Genomic DNA, 19,647 nt, shown 5'->3' with positions numbered 1-19,647 from the left:
TGAATACACTTGAACCTGGAGCCCAGATATTGTTCTACGACGCGATCAAGAAGAATCACGGACTGCCTCATGATCCCTTCAAGGCGATTGTGACACCACGTCCCATTGGCTGGATTTCCACGCAGGATGCCAAAGGCCGCCACAATCTGGCGCCTTACAGTTTTTTCAATGCGCTGTGTGACAGGCCGCCAATCGTCATGTTTTCCTCTGATGGCATGAAGGACAGCGCCAGCAATGCGCAGGAAACGGGCGTATTTGCCTGCAATCTGGCCACCTATGCTCTGAAAGACGCCATGAACGCCTCCTCAGCACCGCTTGAACATGGTGTCAGCGAGTTTGAGCGTGCCGGGTTGACGCCAGTGCCATGCGATCTGATTGATGCGCCAAGGATCAAGGAAGCCGCGGTTGTGATGGAATGTGAGACCCTGGAAGTCAAACCGCTGGTGGACCGGAGCGGGCAGGAGGCCAGCTACACCATGGTAATCGGGCAGGTTGTCGGCATCCATATTGATGATTCCTGCCTGGTCGACGGCCTGCTGGATACCGCCCTTTTGAAGCCCATTGCCCGACTTGGTTACAGGGATTATGCGGTGGTGGATGCGGTGTTTCAGCTGACACGCCCGGACAGCTGAAAAATCATGGTGTGAGAAAGCTGAAAAGTGCGCTGGACAGAGCCAGCATTTTCCCTTAGGAAGCGCTTCGTTAGCGAAGTTACTCTACTAGCAGAGTGACTCCCTAAAGGCGTTGATCGCCTGTGTCGCCGGTATAGCTCAGCTGGTAGAGCAACTGATTTGTAATCAGTAGGTCCCGGGTTCGAATCCTGGTGCCGGCACCATTTTCCTAAATGCAAATTTGTTGCACGCGTCGCTTGAGAGAGTCGCCGTTGCTGTGTCGATTACAGCTTTGGGCGGCGTAGCTGTTTGCCGCGCCGCCCAAGCGATAGGGTGTTTGGTTTGTACCGGAATTTAGAGGGCAATAATCACTTTGCAGACCTGCACCGCTTCTGCAGAATAGCTGGATGGAGCGGCGAGTATGGAGTCGCATTTCTGGCGCAGAATAGCGGTTTCCGACGAGCCGAGCCTTGTGAGGGTCGCACTGATCTGCTGGCTGTTCAAATTCGATAATGAACCGATTTCATTAGCCTGTTGGACAGAGACATTTGCCTCTATAGATCCGCCACCAGTGCTTGCATTGACGTCGCCAGTGGCGTTGCCCACGCCGACTGAGACGTTGGCATTTGTGCCATCTGCGCCTGTTCCAACATTTACGTCACCAGTTGCACCTGCAGCGCCAATGTTGACATTTGCATTCGTGCCGTCCGCACCGGTTGCGGCATTCACGTCGGCATTGGTACCTCCAGTGCTGACGTTGGCTGAAGCATTCGTGCCGCCATTGCTGCCACCGGTGCTTGCTGAGGCGTCGGCGCCTGTGCCACCGGCGCTTACAGAGGCGCTGACGCCGTCATCGGTTGAAACGTCTGCGTCTAAAGATTGCGCCATGGCACCGCTGCTGACACTTGCAAAAAGCATCGCTGCAGCGAAGGGTGCGAGGAGAGGAATGCTGTGATTACGTTTCTGAATGGTCATGGTATTCCCTTTGTCGGTTGATGAAACATTTCATACAACCGGTAAATGTGCTCATCGTAATTTCGTTCCTGGAAGATGAGGGAGTTGGCTAAGCGAGCGTTAACGGATTCCGTATGTTTTTCCGTGTTGGCCTGGTTCAATATTTCAACGCCTGGCTTTGAATTGGTCATTCTGTGATGAGGTAACCAGCCGCTCACATCCATTTGATTTTCTCTTGATCCGAACACTCTGTAAGGTCGTAGACATAACAAATGGAGGTTTAACCCATGAATTGTCTTGAATCTGACACCTGCTTTGACCGCCGCTACGCCCTTGGATTTGGCTGTGCGGTTGCGCTATGGACTGTGATGGCATTGACGAGCATTTTGCTCTAGGCGATCTTCGCAAGACTCTAATTGACAAATAGCGCTGCACTTTGTGTCATGCCGCGATCCTGTAAGTGAGTGAGTTGGGACGCGGCATGAAATTCGCCTTTGAAGCGAGCGATGCAGACGGGGCGCAAGAGGCGCTGACCGAACTGCAGAAACACTACAAATCTGTCCCGCCGGAAGAGGCTGATGTTATTGTTGTGCTGGGCGGTGATGGCAGCATGCTCAAGGCACTTCACACCTACATGAATTCAGGAAAAATGCTGTATGGCCTCAACAGGGGCAGCATTGGCTTTTTGATGAATGAGTTTGCCGCTGAAAAGCTGGACGAACGCATTGAAAAAGCCGTGTCGACTTTCATCAATCCGCTTGTGATGGAGGTTACGCTTCCAGGGGGCGAGGTAGAGCGTGCCTATGCGTTGAATGAAGTCTCGCTGCTGCGCCAATCCTATCAGGCGGCGAAGTTGCAGATCTCGGTTGATGAACGCATTCGACTGCCTGAGCTTATCTGTGATGGAATATTGCTGGCAACGCCGCAGGGCAGTACAGCCTATAATCTATCTGCTCATGGCCCCATTCTGCCTATCAACGCGCCGTTGCTTGCCTTGACGCCGATAAGCCCGTTCAGGCCGCGCAGGTGGCGTGGTGCGTTGTTGCCGAATCGGGCGAAGCTGACCATTGATGTGCTGGACCCGGCCCGGCGTCCGGTGAATGCGGTGGCCGACCATACTGAATTCAAATCGGTAAAGCGTGTTGTGGCTTGGGAAGACAATACCAGCCGATGCGGTATTTTGTTCGACCCGGATCATTCCTGGGACGAGCGAATTTTGGCCGAGCAATTCCAGTATTAAATTTGCTTGCAGGTCATGCTGGCTTTTGGCGTTCCATTATGAGCGTTGGCTCTGCCCTGTAAGAGGTTATGTGCTTGTGCTCAAAGCCCTGTTTTATGGCAACAGCAACAGACCCTGCATGCTCCGGCGCGATAATGCATATTGTTTTGTCCCCTGAAAAATACTGGTCGCCCCACGCACAGGCCGCCGTCGCGGTTTCGCTTGCCACACCTTGGCCATGGGCGGCGGTGCAAAGAACCCATCCCATTTCCGGCACCGCATCCAGGGGCGGTTCAATTGTGCGCTGGAAGTCTCCAAATCCAACTTCTCCCCAAAATAATCCGGTGGATTTTTCGCGAACCACCCAATAGCCGAACCCCAATGCCGACCAATGGCCGATGTTGCGTAAATGTCTGGCCCATGATTCCTGTCGGGTGCTTGGCTGCCCGGTAATATGAAGCGTTACTGCCGGATCGGCCCACATGGCTGCGCAATCGTCGAAATCTGACAATGTATGTGGCCGCATTATTGTGCGCTCTGTTTCCAGATCAAAAGTTTTTGCCGGGGCTTTGAGCATAAGAGTGTAGCAACCTGATTTCTGACAGTTTTCAATTCTGAGATGAAGAGAGCATTTCTTGCTTATACGGAATCATCACGCCTGCGTGTCAAGCGTCGGCCTTGCACAGGAATAAACCTGCCAAACGATGTCGCAGCAACTCAAAAAGGCAAGTCACGATGGCTGTCGGACTATTGAGATTCTTCAAGACGCGATCCCCTTGTGTGGTTGATGTAACTTTCTGGAAGCTGTTCACGGTCAGGGGCACACCATGCATATTGAGCTTCTGGATCAGGCAGGGCGTGTCCTTCAATGACGGGAGCATGCGCCTGGGATCCAACTGTGGGACCACAATTTATCAGTTCAGCCACGGGATGGGCGCACAGAATGGCGTGATACAGTGATCAATGATGCGGGCTGGCGGACCCCATTTATGGCACGCTTTGCAACTTGCAATTATCGACGGCGTCACAGATATCGGCGCGCGCACGCCATCATATCTGGTCTGCGGCGTGTCTGACAGCAACGTTTAAGTGTTGCCCGACAGTTCCTGTTTCATGAACTCATTCAGCCGTGCAATGTCGGCTTTGTCCTGAATAATCAGGCCCCGTTTTGTGCGCCGCCACAACACATCATCAGCATTGCGCGCCCATTCTTGACTGATCAGGTAGCGCACCTCTGCCGCCGTCAGGTCGGCGCCGAAATTCTGACCCAGATCATCGAGCTTTGTTGCACTGCCCAGGATGGCGCGTGCACGCGTTCCGTAAAGGCGGAACAACCGCCAGGCGTGGGTTGGCTCAAGGAAAAGAAAGTCCCTTTGCAATTTTGCCAACTCATCATCAAATGAAAGTGCATCAAAATCACCGCCGGGCAGGGTCGCGCCTTTCGTCCAGGATGCGCCTTTAGCTCCGATCGCGTCTTCAATCTTCTCAAGCATCGATTCAGCTAACCGCCGGTAAGTGGTTATTTTTCCACCAAAAATATTGATCAGCTTCGGTTCGTTTTCAGCGCCTTCGCTTTTCAGTACATAATCCCGTGTGGCTTCCTGTGCCTTCGACGCGCCATCATCGTAAAGCGGTCTGACACCGGAATAGGTCCATACAATATCATCCCGGCGCACCGGCTCGCTGAAATATTCGGCTGCCGCGCTGAGCAGATAGTCGGTTTCTTCCTCTGTGATGGCAACTGATTTGGGATCACCATCATAATCCCGGTCCGTCGTGCCGATCAGGGTGAAATCCTGCTCATAGGGAATTGCAAAGAAGATGCGGCCATCATTGTTTTGAAAGAAGTAGGCGCGTGGGTCGGTAAATTTCTGTTTTATAACGATGTGGCTGCCCTGCACCAGACGCACATTGTGGGCATCATTGTAGCCAAGGGCACCCGTCAGCACGTGGTCAATCCAGGGTCCGGCAGCGTTCACCACGCAGCGCGCGGAAACTTGCCAGGATTTCCCGGTCAATTTGTCTTCAAGACCTATCTGCCATAGCTCATCTGCGCGCTGTAGTGAGACGACTTTGGTGCCGGTGTTGATATCGGCTCCCCGATCCGCCGCGTCGCGTGCATTCAGCACAACCAGCCGGGCGTCATTGACCCAACAATCGGAATATTCAAAAGCCTTCTGGAAATGTGGCTTCAGCGGTTGTCCGGCCGGGTCCTGCTTGAGGTTGAGTGTTTTCGTGCCGGGCAGTTTTTTGCGGCCACCAATATTGTCATACAGAAACAGACCAATACGGATCAGCCAAGCTGGTCGCGTGTCCTTATGGTGCGGCAGCACAAATCTGAGTGGCCAGATGATATGAGGCGCCATGGCCCACAAGGTTTCGCGCTCCATCAGAGCCTCGCGAACCAGCCGAAATTCATAGTGTTCCAGATAGCGCAATCCGCCATGGATCAGCTTGGTCGACCAGGACGATGTTCCCGATGCCAGATCGTTCATTTCCGCAAGGCCGACCCGAAAGCCTCTGCCAACAGCATCCCGCGCTATTCCAACGCCATTGATGCCCCCGCCAACAATGAACACATCATAAGGTTGGTCCAGGGTTGCTTGCGTAGTGTCGTTGAGAATGGCGGTATTTTGTTCAGTCATGAAACGGTTTCTCCATACTATGCTCGTCATAAATCGAAGCTATATGAGTGTCAAACGAAGAAAATCGAAAGCGCTTTCACTGGGCTCTATCCTGAAGCAGTTGTATAATCGGATGCGAAAACCTTAAGTTATCCGCTGTTTGTAGCGCCAGATTCAGACGCGTCTAACGGACTGTTAATACCTGTTGACGTATTTCTATCTTCCGTTGAACAACGGGGAATGAAAGTCCCTTTATGAATGAAACCGGTTGATCTGACAGCGCTACGGTGCCTGATTGTTGACGACAACGCGCATATTCGGCGCGTTGTTCGGATGCTGCTTCAGGGATTTGGCGTCCGTGAAGTTATCGAAGCAGAAGACGGTGCCGAGGGGTTTGAGTTGTTTCAATCCAGCGCTCCGGACTTTGTTATTGTTGATTGGGCTATGCCCGTCTTCAACGGTGTGGAACTGACACGCATGATGCGTGATACTGAATCCAGCCATTACCCTTATGCGCCGATTATCATGATCACCGGCCATTCCGATAAAAAACGCGTCATAGAAGCACGGGATGCTGGTGTCACAGAGTTTGTCTGTAAGCCGATTTCGGCCAATGCGCTCTATCAACGCATCGTTGTCTCAGTTGTCTCACCCAGAGCTTTTATTCGGACCGGAACTTTTTTTGGTCCAGACCGCAGACGTATTGTTGGCAGTTTGGCTCAGGATGCGGAAGAACGCAGGGGCAAGGGTGAAAGCGAACATAAAGTGACTAAAGTAAACAGTATAATTGAACCCCGAAGCGAGAAATCGGTAGCATAATATGACAGATACAAATGTGCCGTCCCGCCAAATGGGTTCCGGAAAATCTGCTCACGAGATTATTGAGCCACCCAACAAGCTTAAGGACAAGGTCAAACCTCTGCGTCAGGAGCATGGCAAGCCAATTGAAGACCCGGTCGCGCGGGCCGAGCGCGAGTTGAAAAAGCTCGAGCCTCAGTTCGCAGAATGGATGGCGAAGGATATTGCCCGACTTCAGAAAGCATGGACGGATCTCATTGAGGAGGCAGGTTCTGAGGGCCTTATGGACCCGGAAATTGCTGCGCCCCTGTTTCGAGCAGCGCACGATCTGAAAGGGCAGGCAGGAACATTTGGCAGTCCCTATGTCGCGACTGTTGCGGCCAGCCTCTGCATGATTTTTGAAGATGATGAAACCCTGGCCAGCGCTCCGCCGATTTTGATAGAGCAGCACATCAATGCAATTGCTGCAATGCACCGTGAAGGTGCGGAATCCGGCGCGGACAGTCTGGCATCAAAACTTTGCGAAGAATTGACCAGCATCACACAGACCATTGTTGCAACCACCAAGGCACAACAATTGAAAGCATCCTGAACAAGACAGCGTTGTGACGCTGTCCTGGCGGTCTGAGCCTACCTGCGTGCGCCTTATGTGACGGCTCCGGATTCAGAGAGCGCAAAGTCAACATGAATGTGGTTCTGGTCAGGATCCCAAATATTGCACTGTAGAATATCAACTTCTTCTATCGTTACAAGCTTGTACGGCGCGCCGTTGGTCTCCAGTAGGTTTTTGAATTCCGCCCAGGAGTTCCCCCGAAACGCGAAGTGTTCCAGCTTCAGTTCCTGTTCCGATCCGGCACCGCCATCACCTTCCACAACAACCATATGCACAATGGGAAGGTCGCCCAGATACATCCATGCACCGGGGAAACCGAAATCAGGACGAGGCCCGTTTTTCAGGCCCAGGAACTTCGTGTACCAGTCAATCATGGGCTGCAATTTGCCCGTTCTGATGTTTACATGGTCAAGGGAAGAAACAAGCATTTTAAGTCTCCGGGGGCTCTTATAACCGGCGAGACTTTAGGAAACTCCACAACCATTTGACAGCATATTCTTCGAAAACTTTCTGCATATGTATCGCAACGAGCGCAAAACATCTGTCGACGGGGCATTGCAGGTTCGCGCATTTCTCAAGCACGAAGATCCTGCGGAGATGGCAAGCCTGGTGATTTCTGTACGAGGCGTCATCCGGGACTACTGGCTTAATTCGTCAATCAGCCAGCGAAATGGTTTGATGTCACTCACTTCCGATCGAAACATGACGGCGCTTTCCATGTTCCAGCTATCTTCAGAAATTGGCAGGCGTACCAGATCACGGGACAGGGCGTCGCCCTCCAGTTGATCGGCCAGAACCGCCACGAGATCCGTCTCGCTTATGATCTGCATCATGGAGGAGAGAGAAGAGGTTTCCATGACGATCTGTGGCGGCGCGCAGCCAATCTGGCGATACTTTGATGCAATTTTTTCCTTCAAATTCCTGTCAGACGCATGGCCGACCCAGCCAAATTCGGCCAATTCCTGCCAACTGATTTCGGGTTTTTGGGTGAGCGGATGGCCCGACCGTACCCACGGGCATCGTCTTGTGGTCCATGACGCTCCGATTTGAAACTCATCTGGCAGTTTGGTTTCGGTCAATTCACAGACAATCAGATCCAATGTGCCCTGAATGAGCATCGGCACCAGTATGTTTGAGATGGCATTGGAAACCTCAAGCCGGACATTCGGGAATTGCTGGTGAAATTCGGCCAGTGCATGTGGCACAAGGCTTTGAGCCCAGACCAATCCGGCGCCAAGCCGAATGCTGCCGCCGCGCCCTTGTAACAATCCTCCCACCTCGATTTCGGCGTATCTTGCCTGCTGCTCCATATTCAGCAGGTGACGATTCAGGATTCGCCCCGCCTTGGTTGGAATGACCCCACGAGACGTACGTTCAAACAATCTGGCCGACATATGATTCTCCAGATCCTTGATGCTTTTGGAAAGGGCGGGTTGAGACACGCCAGCTTGTTCTGCGGCAATTCGCAGATTGCCGGCATCATAAGTGGATCGAAAATGCTGAAATCGTCTGGAGAAAAGAAACTGCATGCCGGCACCATGCCACCACAGGAATGAAGAGTCATGATATTTTGTCATGGCTTCTGCATTTATTGCTATTGGAAGTTCTTGCTAAATCCGCCTAACTTTCAAAAAAGCGGTCAAAACCGTTGTTCTGGACTAGGGGAGGCAGGAGCGTTTGAAATTTGTTTTCGTAATGTTCGATTCACTCAACCGTCTGGCTTTGGAAAGCTATGGCGGTCCAAAAAGTGACACGCCAAACTTCGAGCGTTTTGCCAAACGGTCTGTGACCTTTGACAAACACTATGTTGGCAGCCTTCCATGCATGCCAGCAAGGCGGGATTTGCACTCCGGGCGTTTGAGTATGATGCATCGCAGTTGGGGACCTCTTGAGCCCTACGACAATTCCTTTGCCCAAATGCTGGATCAATCAGGGACGCATTCCCGGTTAATCACCGATCACTATCACTATTTTGAAGATGGTGGTGCAGGCTACCACACACGCTACAGTTCGTGGGACATGATCCGCGGGCAGGAATATGATTCCTGGAAGGTTTTGCTTGATCCGCCGACCGACAAGTTCAAGCGCACCTTTAACCCGAAGCACTATAATTTTGATCGCAACTCATGGAAGAACCGCCACGCGGTCAATCTTGAGTTCATGCAGAAAGAGGAAGAGCTTCCCGGACCAAAATGTTTTGAATCCGCATTTGAGTTTCTGGACCATAACCGGGACGCAGATGACTGGTTTTTGCAGATCGAAACCTTTGATCCACATGAGCCATTCCATGCACCGGAAAAATATCGCCGGGCAGGAGACAGCGACCATGACGGCGGTGTCCTGAACTGGCCCTCATACGCACCGGTTGATGAAAGCGATTCCGAAATAGCCGAAATACGCGCCAGCTATGCGGCTCTGGTGCGGATGTGTGACGCCTATTTCGGTAAACTGCTGGACTATTTCGACGCGCATGATTTGTGGAAGGATACAGCCCTGATCATGAGCACGGATCACGGGTTTCTACTGTCAGAGCATCAATGGTGGGGCAAATGCCGGATGCCTTACTATGAGGAAATCGCTCACATCCCGATGATGTTCTATCATCCAGATCATGCGGATAAGGCCGGAACACGGTGCAGTCAGCTGACGCAGACACCTGACATCATGCCGACCATTCTGGATTGCTTCAGGCTTGAAAAGCCGCCTGAAACGCTTGGCACATCATTGCTGGACCTTATGGGCTCCGCGCCACAGGACCGCGAAGTTCTGTTCGGTATATTTGGCGGGGCTATTGGTGTGACCGATGGTCGATATGTGATGTTCCACTATCCGCCGGATACGACAGCAGACGGGCTGTATGAATATACGCTCAACCCTCAGCACATGACGGCACCCTTCACGAACAAGGAACTGAAGACAGCAGAATTATCTGCCGGTTTTGACTTCACCAAGGGGCTCCCGCTTCTGAAGATAGAAGCTCAGAAAGACGCAAAACGCGTGCCCATGAATGACGGGCTGGGCTTCGATGAGGCGGAATTTGCCCTTTATGATCTGGCGTCTGATCCAGATCAGAAAACCAAAATTCGCGACCAAACTGTCGAGACCAGATTGTATGCCGCGATGATGAAACACCTGGCAGAGCTCGACACACCGCAAGAAGCCTATGGCTGGTACGGCCTTGACGCACGGGTGGAAACAGCGGCGTCCGCTGGCGCTTAACGAATAATGACATGACAGAAAATCTAAAGGAGGAAGATATGACACTTAAATCCAAATTCTCACTGGGTGTGGCGACCATCGCCGCAGTCGTACTTGCGGGAAGCGCAGCATTTGCGGAATTTCCGGAACGTAAAATCCAGAACATCTTTCCATGGGCACCTGGCACCGCTGCGCATGGTGTGAGCCAGATGATTGCCGAAGGCATGTCAGAGCGTCTTGGCCAACCATTACCCGTGGTGGCAACACCAGGCGCTGGCGGCGTGAAAGCGTTCAACACCGCATTGGCAGCCCCGGCAGACGGCTATACGATTTTTGATGGCTATGTTGCGCCATTGGTGATTTCACCAATGTTCGGGCGGGCAGACTGGGGATGTGATGATTTCACACCTTTGTGGTCGGCCACGTCCAACGCCTTTGCGATTGCAATCAGCCCCACTGAGGAGCGGTTCACCGATTTTCCGACCTTCATAGAATATCTGAAGGCGAACCCTGGCAAAACAGCCTACAATGGCAACGGATTGTCGCTGCCGCACATGGTTTCAGCCAAAGTGCTGCAAACACTTGATCTGGTCTCTCGTCCGGTTCCCTATGACGACATTGAACTTGGCATGAAAGATCTGCGGTCGGGTGTGCTGGATTGGCTGGTCGTCAATCCGGGTGTTTACAATGCCAACAAGGATAATTTGAAAATTCTTGTGACGCTCAGCGAACTTGAGTCGGTGCAGCGGACCTATGACGGCGCTGACAGAGCCTTGGATTTTGGAATTGATCTGGGCATTTCAGGTCTTGCGCCGATGGGCTGGAACTGGTGGTTGGTTCGTAAAGACACACCAGAAGACCGTGTTGCTGTTCTGCGTGACGCGATGGAAGCCACAATCAATGATCCGGAAGTTCGGGCTCAAATCGAAGCAACCGGTTTTGTGCTGACCGAGTATTCTCCGGACCAGTATAGTGATGTTTGTAATAGTGCCCGGGCACAGCTGGAATCGGCCAAGGATGCCATCACCTGGGAAGAAGAGGCTGTCAAAGCCGCGAATTAATGGCTCCTCCCGAATGTTGGCCCGCCGCACCAGATAATCTGGGCGGCGGGCCAACAAAGTTTTAACTGGCACGCCAAACAGGACACATGATGACCAGAATTCCTATCAGTCCGGGACGTTTAATTGCACCAATATTCTTCCTGGTTGTTGCTGCGATTGTGTTCTGGCAAACCAACACGGATCTGGTTGAAAAGGACATAGCAAGCGGCAGCATGCAGTATAATGCTGCTTTCGTGCCGGAGGTTCTGGCAATCGTGCTGATTGTTCTGGCCGTTTTCCAGATCGTACAGACTTTCCGGCTTTCTGGCGCCAATCCGGATGCAAGTGGTTCCGAAGCCAGCGAACAAGACGAAACGCCAATGGAGCGTGGGTTGGCGCTACGCAGTTTTGTGGCACTCGTGTTTCTGGCTTTATACATATTTGCCATGCGCCCGTTGGGCTATCACATTGCGACCCCCTTATTGCTGGCAAGTCTGTTTGCTCTTTTGAATGTGCGCAATGTGTTTTTGTTGCTGGGTCTGTCGGTCGGCATATCCTATGTTTCGGCCTACGTATTTGGCGGTTTGTTGAATGTCGTGCTTCCAGCCGGGGTGTTTGAAATTGCTCCGTTTTAGCGCAGGTAACAGACACTGATGCTTGAACCACTTTTCCAGGGCATTCAGTTATTCTTCACGATGGACGCGGTTTTCGCAGTCCTGGTGGGAACCTTGCTGGGCCTGTTAATTGGTGTTCTGCCGGGGCTTGGCCCCTTGATGGGCATCATTCTTTTACTGCCGATTACCTTTCATATGGAGCCGGTGGCGGGGATGGGGCTGCTCATTGCCATTTATGTTGGTGGCTCTTGTGGCGGAGCGATTTCCGCCATTTTGGTGCGTATTCCCGGAACGCCACTGGCCGCAGCTACTTTGCTGGACGGCTATCCAATGGCGCAAAAAGGGCGTGCCAAGGATGCGGTTGGCATTGCCATCTCAGCCTCCGCGCTTGGCGGTGTTCTGGGCGGAATTGTACTGATCTTTCTGGCACCGCTTCTGGCGCGGTTTGCTTTGGAATTCGCACCTCCGGAGACATTCGCGCTGGCGCTGACCGGGCTGTTGGTGATCGCGCTTGTGTCCAATGAAGCGACGTCGAAAGGCATCATGACAGGTGCTTTTGGTCTTTTGATTTCCACCATTGGCTATGATCAGTTTGCCAATGATTTGCGTTTCACCTTTGGGGTCAATGGGCTTCTCGGCGGCATTCACATTGTTGCTATGGTTGTTGGTCTGTTTGCGATCTCCGAAGTGATTGTTCAGATCAAGGCCGGTTTCTTTTCACGCAATCCGGATGTGCCCTGGGTTCGCCCATCGCTGAATTCTGCTTTGATTGTCCTCAGTCGCTGGGTGAATCTTGTCCGCTCCTCGGCCATTGGCTCGTTCCTGGGAGCATTGCCGGGGGCAGGGGGCGTGGTTTCATCCTTTACCGCCTATGCCATTGCCCGGTCATCTTCCAAAACGCCTGAGAAATTTGGCACCGGGTTTGAAGACGGCATTGTCGCCACGGAATCGGCCAACAATGCCACAGTTGGTGGATCGCTTATTCCGACCCTGTCATTGGGCATTCCGGGCGACGCTACGTCAGCTGTGCTGATGGGAGCCCTGATCATATTGGGTTTTTTCCCTGGTCCAAATTTGTTTGAACAGCATCAGGATGTCGTGGGCGGAATTTTTCTGGCTTATATGTCGGCCAATGTCGTTCTGTTTTTTGCGGGCATTTTTCTGACGCCGCTCTTTGTCGCCTGCATTAAATTCAAGAAGCAGTATCTGCTGCCGTTTATTACGTTGCTATGTGTGCTCGGCGTGTTTTCGCTGGAAAGCTCCACATTTCATCTTTGGGTCATGCTGGCATTCGGCGCCATCGGGTATGTTCTGCGGCGCTATGATTATCCGCTGGCACCGATGGTGATTGGCATGGTTCTGGGGCCGATTGCAGAGAGTAACTTCCGGCGTTCGCTGGTGATTTCCGGAAATGACTACAGCTTCTTTATCGACCGCCCCATTGCCGCAACGATCTTGGCAATCAATCTGGTGCTGATCGTCTGGATGTTGTGTCCCAAAGGCTGGAAAAACAGGCTGTTGCGCCGTGTTTAGAGGACTGCTCTTAGCCTGCCGCTCCTCGTCCGCCGCTCCTAGTCTGATTTTTGCCCGTTGAGTGACTGGCGACAGACAAACAGAGACAGGGCTGCCGCATTTGAAACGTTCAGGCTTTTGATCGGCCCCGGCATATCAAGCCGGGCAAGATCGTCACACAGGTCGCGGGTGAGGCGGCGCAATCCACGCCCTTCAGCGCCCAGCAACAATGCAATTTTGGACGCGTTCTGACGCTTTGTCGTCTCAAGCAGATCCATTGGTCCTTCACTGTCCAGGCCTATAGCGGAAAACTGCAATGCCTGCATTTCCTCAACAGCGCGAGCCAGATTGGTGACCTGAATATATGGGACGTGTTCAAAAGCGCCTGATGCTGTTTTTGCAAGAAGCCCTGTTTCATGGGGTGCATTGCGCAATGTTGTCACCACAGCACCTGCACCCAAGGCACAGGCCGAGCGGATAATAGCTCCGACATTATGCGGGTCTGTGACCTGATCCAGCACAACGACCAGATCATGGTGTCGTACTTCCTCAAGCGTTGGCTGATCCAGCGGTTCGGTTTCGAGCACAATGCCCTGATGCACAGCATCGCGTTCGACCAGACCATCCAGATCTCTCGGGCGCACTTCCGTCCACTCCTGCGGCAAGGGCACTGATTCTGCCTGAAGGCGGTCTGCCATATTCTTTGTGATGCTGGCCTGCCGGATTTGCCTTTTGCTGTTTCTGAGCGCTGCTTCACAAGCATGATATCCATAAAGCCACACTGGCCCCTCCATATCGCGAAACTTGTCGCTTTGGGTCTTGGGGGCGCTCCTGGATTTGCGGTCGCCTTTGTGAGGCTTTTTATAAAAAGGTTTGCTCATCTTATGCAGGTGCTTTGCTCATTGGTGTGTGACCGGTCTGGACAGTGTGACAGATATGGCGGCTCAATTGAAAGACACCGGTAGACAGACCGCTGATTTCATATCGCGAATTTCAACCAGCCTGTAAATGGTCTTGGTTATTGGTCTGTAATACAAGTCTGGCAGAACACGTCTGGCAGAGCGCGCAGTCCGGCTGGTTCAGGCCGGCAAAAGGACCGCAAGGACGGTTCACTTTAGCAGATCGTTCGGCGTGGCAGTTGACCGATTGCATATAAGTGCAAAAAAGCGTTGTTCACACAGAATCCTGCGTTGACATGTCGTATCAGCATCTGCATAACGACGGCCACCGAAGCACCTGCGAGAAATTGCGGGCGTTTTTGTCTTGGCTCGCAGACAAACTACTATGAATGCCGGTCTGGACAGTGTTTGATTTCGGAGGGATGCCTGAGCGGTTAAAAGGGGCGGACTGTAAATCCGTTGGCTATGCCTACGCTGGTTCAAATCCAGCTCCCTCCACCATCAAATCAAGTCGGCAGATAATGCTGAACTGCAAACGACGCTGAACTGCAGATAACGCTGATCGGCAGTTTATATTGAACGACAGGCGGGTATAGCTCAGGGGTAGAGCAACAGCCTTCCAAGCTGAAGACGCGGGTTCGATTCCCGCTACCCGCTCCAAATGCCAGATTGCAGGATTGCAGTTGTGGTTTGAGATACAGGCTGATAGGCAGCCTAGAACAAGAATTCGGTGGCCTGTGTCACCTGAAAGTTGCAAGGAAATCCGGTCCGATGGCCAAGGAAAAGTTTGAACGCAATAAGCCACATGCGAACATTGGCACGATTGGTCACGTTGACCACGGCAAGACAACGTTGACAGCAGCGATTACCAAGTTTTTTGGTGAATTCAAGGCTTATGATGAGATTGATGGCGCGCCAGAAGAGAAGGCCCGTGGCATTACGATTTCCACGGCTCACGTTGAGTATGAAACGGAAGCGCGTCACTATGCGCACGTTGATTGCCCCGGCCACGCCGATTATGTAAAAAACATGATCACTGGTGCCGCTCAGATGGATGGTGCCATTTTGGTTGTGTCCGCAACAGATGGTCCAATGCCTCAGACCCGCGAGCACATTCTGCTTGCCCGTCAGGTTGGTGTTCCCTCTCTTGTTGTGTTCATGAACAAGGTTGATCAGGTTGACGATGAGGAGCTTCTTGAGCTCGTCGAGATGGAAATCCGTGAACTGTTGTCCATGTACGAATTCCCTGGTGATGATATTCCAGTGACCATGGGGTCTGCGCTTGTTGCTCTTGAGGGCGGCGATGCGAAGATGGGTGAAGATGCCATTCGCGCTTTGATGCAGACTGTGGATGATTACATTCCTCAGCCGGAACGTCCGATTGATCTGACGTTCCTGATGCCGATTGAAGATGTGTTCTCGATTTCCGGTCGTGGTACGGTTGTAACGGGCCGTGTTGAGCGTGGCGTTATCAAGGTTGGTGACGAGATTGAAATCGTTGGCATCCGTGACACACAGAAATCGATCTGTACCGGTGTTGAAATGTTCCGCAAGCTGCTGGACAGTGGCCAGGCTGGTGACAACATTGGTGCTTTGTTGCGTGGTGTTCAGCGTGAAGATGTTGAGCGTGGTCAGGTTCTTTGTAAGCCTGGTACGGTTAAGCCACACACGAAGTTCAAGGCAGAAGCTTATATTCTGACGAAGGAAGAGGGTGGTCGTCACACACCATTCCTGACCAACTACCGTCCACAGTTCTACTTCCGTACAACGGATGTGACCGGTGTTGTTCAGCTTCCAGAAGGTACAGAAATGGTCATGCCTGGCGACAACATCGAAATGGATGTCGAGCTGATCGTGCCAATCGCAATGGAAGAGCGCCTGCGCTTCGCCATTCGTGAAGGCGGACGTACCGTCGGTGCCGGCATCGTTGCAAGCATCATCGAATAAGAATCGATTAGAAAAACGACCTTAGGGGTATAGCTCAGTTGGTAGAGCGACGGTCTCCAAAACCGTAGGTCGCGGGTTCGAATCCTGCTGCCCCTGCCAAAACCTGATACAAGCGAAGCGTGCTGCGGCAACCCGGTGGCATTATTCGCTTGTATCTTCCAGGCCGCTGTCTTATATGGCGGTCATCAACGTTGACCTTAGTCATGACATAAGCGCGCCGGCCTAATGCTAGCGCGCTTGGTCTATTTGAGCGCGCTTTATGGCAAAAACGAATCCTTTTACATTTATTCAGCAGGTCCGTGCTGAGGTTTCCAAAGTGACATGGCCTTCGCGCCGTGAAACCATCATTACAACAGTGATGGTTTTCATTATGGTTTTCCTTGCGGCGATCTTCTTCTTTCTAGCCGATCAGGTCCTGGGTTGGGGCGTTGGTTTGCTTCTGACTCTGGGTCGCTAGGGAAAAAGATTTCATGGCAAAACGCTGGTACATTGTCCAAGCCTATTCCAACTTTGAAAACAAGGTTGCTGCCGCCATTATGGAGCGTGTTGCTTCTGCCGGGCTTGAAGAGCAGTTTGAAGAAATTGTTGTTCCGACTGAGAAAGTTGTGGAAGTGCGCCGCGGCCGCAAGGTGGACGCAGAGCGCAAATTCTTCCCCGGTTACATTCTTGCCAAGGTTGATCTGACGGATGAAGCCTTTCATCTGATCAAGAACACACCGAAGGTGACGGGCTTTCTGGGGTCTGCAAACAAACCAATGCCAATCCCTGAAGCAGAGGCCATGCGCATTCTGCAGCAGGTTCAGGAAGGTGTTGAGCGTCCCAAGCCGTCGATCAGTTTTGAAATCGGCGAGCAAGTGCGTGTATCCGATGGGCCTTTGGCATCATTCAGCGGCCATATTGAAGAGGTCGATGAAGAGCGTGCAAGGCTCAAGGTAGCAGTTTCCATCTTTGGCCGGCCAACGCCGGTTGAGCTGGAGTATAATCAGGTCGAAAAGCTTTAAGCTGATCTGGTTTTTGAAGTCGTGGAAGGCGAGTCTGATGCGCCACATCAGATTACTCCGAACCACGAACACCCAACGCCGGATTGTCCGGCATGATATGGAGTGAACTATGGCGAAGAAAATTGCCGGGTATCTGAAACTTCAGGTGCCAGCCGGCGCAGCCAACCCGTCGCCGCCTATTGGCCCGGCACTTGGTCAGCGCGGCGTGAACATCATGGAATTCTGTAAGGCATTCAATGCCAAGACACAGGAAATGGAAAAGGGACAGCCGATTCCGGTGATCCTGACTATTTTCCAGGATAAGTCTTTCACATTCGTAATGAAGACCCCTCCGGTCTCATTTCTGTTGAAGAAGGCTGCCAATCTTAAAAAAGGTTCCGGAGAGCCAGGCAAGTCGTCTGCCGGTTCTGTGTCGAGCGCTGCCGTGCGTGAAATCGCCGAAGCGAAGATGGTAGATTTGAATGCAAATGACATCGATGCCGCCATGCGAATGGTTGCCGGGTCTGCGCGTTCAATGGGTCTTAAGGTTGCGGAGTAGAAACAATGGCTAAATCAGGTAAAAGAGTTCGCAACAACGGTGAAGCTGTTGACCGCAACAAACTGTATGATCTTTCAGAAGCGGTAAAGCTTCTGAAACAGCATGCAAATGCAAAGTTTGACGAGACCATCGAGATTGCGATGAATCTTGGCGTTGATCCACGGCATGCTGACCAGATGGTTCGCGGTGTCTGTAATCTGCCCAATGGTTCGGGCCGTAATGTCCGGGTTGGTGTCTTTGCGAAAGACGCAAAAGCCGACGAGGCTCGTGAAGCCGGTGCCGATGTGGTTGGTGCCGAAGACCTCATGGAAGAAGTCCAGAAAGGCAAGATTGATTTCGACCGTTGCATCGCAACGCCGGACATGATGCCGCTGGTTGGACGTCTGGGTAAGGTCCTTGGCCCACGTGGCATGATGCCAAACCCTAAAGTTGGCACAGTGACCATGGATATTGCGGCGGCTGTTGCAGCTGCCAAGGGTGGTGCTGTTGAGTTCCGCGTTGAAAAAGCTGGAATCCTGCATGTCGGTGTTGGCAAAGCCTCTTTCTCAGAAGAAGCGATCCTTCAGAACATCCAGGCTTTGGCTGAAGCAGTGTCCAGATCACGTCCAAGTGGCGCCAAAGGCACTTTTGTAAAGCGTTTTGCCGTTACCTCCACAATGGGGCCTGGCATTCATGTTGATCCTACAAGCGTTTCCAACGCTTAACGGATACTGAGAATTCCCTGCCGGTTCGCTGGCGGGGTGGTCATCTGCAAAGATGGCAACCTGTCCGAGACTGCTGGTGCCAGATCATTTGCAAGAATGTGATGGTTTAAAAATCGCCCGCACAGATAGGGAATAACCGGTTTTCCGGTTCCGTTTGGAACCTGACTGGTTTGAACCAACGGACCTTCGTAATACGGGCCTGTTTCGTATTGCAAGGGGGCAGGATATCGCGCCGCATCAGTGCCTTGCAAAAGGTTCTGAGGTGGCAAACGTAACCGGCCCCTTGGCGATTTTCGCCCAAGAGGTCAAATGGAGAAGAGACGCAGTGGATAGAGCGGAAAAAACCGAAATGGTATCCGTGCTGGGTGATGTGTTTAACGCATCAGGCAGCGTGGTTGTAGCTCATTATGCCGGTCTCACCGTGGCCCAGATGACTGCCTTGCGCAATCAGATGCGTGATCAGGGTGCGTCCGTCAAAGTTGCAAAGAACCGTCTTGCCAAGCTTGCTCTTAAAGGTACTGACGCTGCCGAAATGGCGGATCTGTTTCAGGGGCCAACCCTGATTGCCTACTCAGAAGATCCGGTAGCAGCGCCGAAAGTGGCCTCCGATTTTGCCAAAACGAATGACAAGCTTGTCATTCTTGGTGGCACAATGGGAGCTACAGCTCTGGACGCGTCTGGTGTGAAAGCTCTTGCTTCCATGCCGTCGCTTGATGAACTGCGTGCGAAGCTTGTGGGTATGATCAATACACCTGCAACCCGCATCGCACAGGTCATCAACGCACCTGCCGGTCAATTGGCGCGTGTGTTTGGAGCATATGCCAGCAAGGACGAAGCGGCGTAAGGCCGAATGCAAATTAACTCTCTTGGTTCAAACCAACATAAACTTGAAAGAATTGAAAAATGGCTGATCTTGAAAAAATCGTAGAAGACCTGTCGAGCCTTAGTGTTCTGGAAGCAGCTGAGCTGTCCAAGATGCTGGAAGAAAAATGGGGCGTTTCCGCTTCCGCAGCTGTTGCTGTTGCAGCAGCTCCAGGTGGTGGCGATGCAGATGCTGTCGAAGAGAAAGACGAATTTGACGTCATGCTGATGTCAGCAGGCGAAAAGAAAATCAACGTGATTAAAGAAGTCCGTGCCATCACTGGTCTGGGCCTCAAAGAAGCAAAAGATCTCGTTGAGTCTGCTCCTAAGGCTGTTAAAGAAGCTGCCGCCAAAGGCGAAGCTGAAGAAATCAAAGCCAAGCTGGAAGCAGCTGGCGCGACTGTCGAGCTCAAATAAGTTCGAAGTTATATTTGAATCCGGACCGCTTGCGGTCCGGATTTGATCTGTTGAAAGCGCTTTTTTTTGAAAGCGCTTTTACGCGTCTCTGGCGCAG

The 19,647-nt window shown here is 52.2% G+C and carries 21 protein-coding genes and 4 tRNA genes; 19 read left to right on the top strand and 6 right to left on the bottom strand.

Translation table 11 applies throughout. From position 1 onward, the window contains the following. Positions 1–29 precede the first annotated feature (29 nt). Both RAL91_RS17680 and RAL91_RS17675 read left to right on the top strand, forming a co-directional pair. Positions 30–632: a flavin reductase family protein gene (locus RAL91_RS17680; RefSeq protein ID WP_306257571.1), complete on the top strand. Its 603-nt coding sequence runs from the start codon at positions 30–32 to the stop codon at positions 630–632. Between the two features lie 127 nt (positions 633–759). Next, positions 760–835 (top strand) — tRNA-Thr (locus RAL91_RS17675). Positions 836–965: 130 nt separating this feature from the next. Here the strand turns inward: RAL91_RS17675 and RAL91_RS17670 are convergent. After that, positions 966–1,586, bottom strand: coding sequence for a hypothetical protein (locus RAL91_RS17670; RefSeq protein ID WP_306257570.1), 621 nt, complete (start codon positions 1,584–1,586; stop codon positions 966–968). A gap of 460 nt (positions 1,587–2,046) precedes the next feature. Between RAL91_RS17670 and RAL91_RS17665 the strand changes: the two genes are divergently transcribed. Then, positions 2,047–2,805, top strand: coding sequence for an NAD kinase (locus RAL91_RS17665; RefSeq protein ID WP_306257569.1), 759 nt, complete (start codon positions 2,047–2,049; stop codon positions 2,803–2,805). Between the two features lie 13 nt (positions 2,806–2,818). On the opposite strand, the gene RAL91_RS17660 is transcribed toward RAL91_RS17665, so the two are convergent. Together RAL91_RS17660 and glpD are read right to left on the bottom strand one after the other, a co-directional pair. Then, the gene (locus RAL91_RS17660) at positions 2,819–3,361 is read right to left on the bottom strand and encodes a GNAT family N-acetyltransferase (RefSeq protein ID WP_306257568.1); all 543 of its coding nucleotides are present in this window, start codon (positions 3,359–3,361) and stop codon (positions 2,819–2,821) included. Between the two features lie 508 nt (positions 3,362–3,869). Then, the gene (glpD, locus tag RAL91_RS17655; RefSeq protein ID WP_306257567.1) at positions 3,870–5,429 is read right to left on the bottom strand and encodes a glycerol-3-phosphate dehydrogenase; all 1,560 of its coding nucleotides are present in this window, start codon (positions 5,427–5,429) and stop codon (positions 3,870–3,872) included. 237 nt (positions 5,430–5,666) lie between these two features. On the opposite strand from glpD, the gene RAL91_RS17650 reads away from it, so the two are divergent. Then, positions 5,667–6,227 (top strand): response regulator, encoded by a 561-nt coding sequence (locus RAL91_RS17650; protein ID WP_306257566.1) that lies wholly within the window; start codon positions 5,667–5,669, stop codon positions 6,225–6,227. Position 6,228: 1 nt separating this feature from the next. After that, positions 6,229–6,798 (top strand): Hpt domain-containing protein, encoded by a 570-nt coding sequence (locus RAL91_RS17645; RefSeq protein WP_306257565.1) that lies wholly within the window; start codon positions 6,229–6,231, stop codon positions 6,796–6,798. Between the two features lie 53 nt (positions 6,799–6,851). On the opposite strand, the gene RAL91_RS17640 is transcribed toward RAL91_RS17645, so the two are convergent. Continuing rightward, positions 6,852–7,247, bottom strand: a complete 396-nt coding sequence (locus tag RAL91_RS17640; protein WP_306257564.1) for a VOC family protein — start codon at positions 7,245–7,247, stop codon at positions 6,852–6,854. Positions 7,248–7,457: 210 nt separating this feature from the next. Continuing rightward, on the bottom strand, positions 7,458–8,396 hold the full coding sequence (locus RAL91_RS17635) for a LysR family transcriptional regulator (RefSeq protein WP_306257563.1): 939 nt from the start codon (positions 8,394–8,396) through the stop codon (positions 7,458–7,460). 100 nt (positions 8,397–8,496) lie between these two features. On the opposite strand from RAL91_RS17635, the gene RAL91_RS17630 reads away from it, so the two are divergent. The 4 genes from RAL91_RS17630 (at position 8,497) to RAL91_RS17615 (ending at position 13,204) form a co-directional block, all read left to right on the top strand. Then, positions 8,497–10,038: a sulfatase gene (locus RAL91_RS17630; protein ID WP_306257562.1), complete on the top strand. Its 1,542-nt coding sequence runs from the start codon at positions 8,497–8,499 to the stop codon at positions 10,036–10,038. Between the two features lie 38 nt (positions 10,039–10,076). Next, positions 10,077–11,078: a tripartite tricarboxylate transporter substrate binding protein gene (locus RAL91_RS17625; protein WP_306257561.1), complete on the top strand. Its 1,002-nt coding sequence runs from the start codon at positions 10,077–10,079 to the stop codon at positions 11,076–11,078. Positions 11,079–11,167: 89 nt separating this feature from the next. Continuing rightward, positions 11,168–11,692, top strand: coding sequence for a tripartite tricarboxylate transporter TctB family protein (locus RAL91_RS17620; RefSeq protein WP_306257560.1), 525 nt, complete (start codon positions 11,168–11,170; stop codon positions 11,690–11,692). A gap of 18 nt (positions 11,693–11,710) precedes the next feature. Beyond that, entirely contained in the window at positions 11,711–13,204 is a 1,494-nt protein-coding gene (locus RAL91_RS17615; protein ID WP_306257559.1) for a tripartite tricarboxylate transporter permease, read from the top strand. A 38-nt stretch (positions 13,205–13,242) separates the two neighbouring features. Here the strand turns inward: RAL91_RS17615 and RAL91_RS17610 are convergent, their stop codons facing one another. Beyond that, a complete protein-coding gene (locus RAL91_RS17610) occupies positions 13,243–14,064 on the bottom strand; it encodes an RNA methyltransferase (protein WP_306257558.1) in 822 nt (273 codons plus the stop codon). 434 nt (positions 14,065–14,498) lie between these two features. Between RAL91_RS17610 and RAL91_RS17605 the strand changes: the two genes are divergently transcribed. The 10 genes from RAL91_RS17605 to rplL all read left to right on the top strand — a co-directional run bounded on the left by RAL91_RS17605 (position 14,499) and on the right by rplL (position 19,550). Continuing rightward, positions 14,499–14,583: transfer RNA gene (locus tag RAL91_RS17605), tRNA-Tyr, on the top strand. Positions 14,584–14,668: 85 nt separating this feature from the next. Next, positions 14,669–14,742 (top strand) — tRNA-Gly (locus tag RAL91_RS17600). 111 nt (positions 14,743–14,853) lie between these two features. After that, entirely contained in the window at positions 14,854–16,029 is a 1,176-nt protein-coding gene (gene tuf / locus RAL91_RS17595; protein ID WP_306257545.1) for an elongation factor Tu, read from the top strand. A 23-nt stretch (positions 16,030–16,052) separates the two neighbouring features. Next, a tRNA-Trp gene (locus RAL91_RS17590) sits at positions 16,053–16,128 on the top strand. A gap of 160 nt (positions 16,129–16,288) precedes the next feature. Further along, positions 16,289–16,486 (top strand): preprotein translocase subunit SecE, encoded by a 198-nt coding sequence (secE, locus tag RAL91_RS17585; RefSeq protein ID WP_306257557.1) that lies wholly within the window; start codon positions 16,289–16,291, stop codon positions 16,484–16,486. Between the two features lie 13 nt (positions 16,487–16,499). Then, positions 16,500–17,030 carry a transcription termination/antitermination protein NusG gene (gene nusG, locus RAL91_RS17580; RefSeq protein ID WP_306257556.1) on the top strand — a complete coding sequence of 177 codons (531 nt, stop codon included), beginning with the start codon at positions 16,500–16,502 and terminating at the stop codon, positions 17,028–17,030. A 109-nt stretch (positions 17,031–17,139) separates the two neighbouring features. Next, a complete protein-coding gene (gene rplK / locus RAL91_RS17575) occupies positions 17,140–17,568 on the top strand; it encodes a 50S ribosomal protein L11 (protein ID WP_306257555.1) in 429 nt (142 codons plus the stop codon). 5 nt (positions 17,569–17,573) lie between these two features. After that, positions 17,574–18,272 carry a 50S ribosomal protein L1 gene (rplA, locus tag RAL91_RS17570; RefSeq protein WP_306257554.1) on the top strand — a complete coding sequence of 233 codons (699 nt, stop codon included), beginning with the start codon at positions 17,574–17,576 and terminating at the stop codon, positions 18,270–18,272. A 325-nt stretch (positions 18,273–18,597) separates the two neighbouring features. Then, positions 18,598–19,116 carry a 50S ribosomal protein L10 gene (gene rplJ, locus RAL91_RS17565; protein ID WP_306257553.1) on the top strand — a complete coding sequence of 173 codons (519 nt, stop codon included), beginning with the start codon at positions 18,598–18,600 and terminating at the stop codon, positions 19,114–19,116. Positions 19,117–19,175: 59 nt separating this feature from the next. Then, positions 19,176–19,550, top strand: a complete 375-nt coding sequence (gene rplL, locus RAL91_RS17560) for a 50S ribosomal protein L7/L12 (RefSeq protein WP_306257552.1) — start codon at positions 19,176–19,178, stop codon at positions 19,548–19,550. The last annotated feature ends 97 nt before the right edge of the window (positions 19,551–19,647 follow it).

This window comes from Pararhizobium sp. IMCC21322 (assembly GCF_030758295.1).
GTDB lineage: Bacteria > Pseudomonadota > Alphaproteobacteria > Rhizobiales.
Note: the sequence above shows the minus strand (reverse complement) of the source record. Positions and strands in the feature narration are given on the sequence as shown.